Annotated in this window: 1 protein-coding gene; it reads right to left on the bottom strand. The window is 41.8% G+C overall.

What is annotated here, in order from left to right; genetic code table 11:
• Positions 1–169: 169 nt before the first annotated feature.
• Positions 170–622 carry a GNAT family N-acetyltransferase gene (locus tag AACR75_RS02155; protein WP_019281518.1) on the bottom strand — a complete coding sequence of 151 codons (453 nt, stop codon included), beginning with the start codon at positions 620–622 and terminating at the stop codon, positions 170–172.
• Positions 623–950 lie beyond the last annotated feature (328 nt).

A 950-nucleotide genomic window follows, 5' to 3' on the forward strand; every position in this document is an offset into this window, starting at 1 on the left:
GGATTAAACGTTCTGTTTCTAAAACTTGCTGCATTATTCCCCCAATTCACCTAACGCCCGGCTAAGGGGTTGACAACGCATAGCCGAACTCAAAAAACACACTGTAAACACTGAACTTCAATTTTGTACTAAAGCCGCCACGCGTTGACAATCCCTCTTGAGCCGTTTGTTATGCCAATTTTACCCGTTGAGTGTAATGCTCAAAGGCTGTGACTTTCACATAACCTTCAGACTCATAAAGCGATTTGGCTTTTTCATTGGATACCGCTGTCGCCAGTTTGACTGTTATCGCGTCTGTGTCTTTGGCAAAAGCAGCAACTTTCTGTAGTAAAGCTCTGCCGACACCTTTTTTACGTGCATTCTCAGACACATACAGATCGTTTAGATACCACATCCTTTTCATCGCAACTGAGGAAAAGGAAGGATATAGCTGTGCAAAACCTAGAGGCTCATTACCTTCTGATAAGGCTAGAAAAATCACTGAGTCACCATTTTTCATGTGCATCTCGATAAAATTTCTAGCACCTTGAATATCACTTTCTTGCTCATAAAACTGACGATAAGCATCAAATAAGATCGCAATGTCATCTAAATTTGAAACACTCGCTTCAATCACTTTCATCTGAACTTCCTTGTTCATAATTGGCATAACGCCCGGCTAAGGGGTTGACAACGCACCGCCAGACTCAAAAAACACACCGTAAACCCTGAACTTCAATTTTGCACTAAAGCCGCCACGCGTTGACAATCCCTCTTGAGCCGTTTGTTATGCAAATTCAATGAGATAAACTGAATTTACACGACCAAAAGCCACGATTGCAATGGTTGAGTGATTCAAGAATCAACCCAAGCAAGAACTGTGATAAATAAGCCGCCAAAACAAAGCCCACCTTTCAACAACAAACCAAGCTTTTGAATCAGACAAACTCAACGAGCGAAAACTTCAGCAA

The sequence above is a fragment of the Vibrio sp. ZOR0018 genome, assembly GCF_963865925.1.
Taxonomy (GTDB): domain Bacteria; phylum Pseudomonadota; class Gammaproteobacteria; order Enterobacterales; family Vibrionaceae; genus Vibrio; species Vibrio anguillarum.

Coding starts and splice junctions, on each gene's coding strand:
- AACR75_RS02155 (WP_019281518.1), bottom strand. CDS start 622: ATGAAAGTGATTGAAGCGAGTGTTTCAAATTTAGATGACATTGCGATC.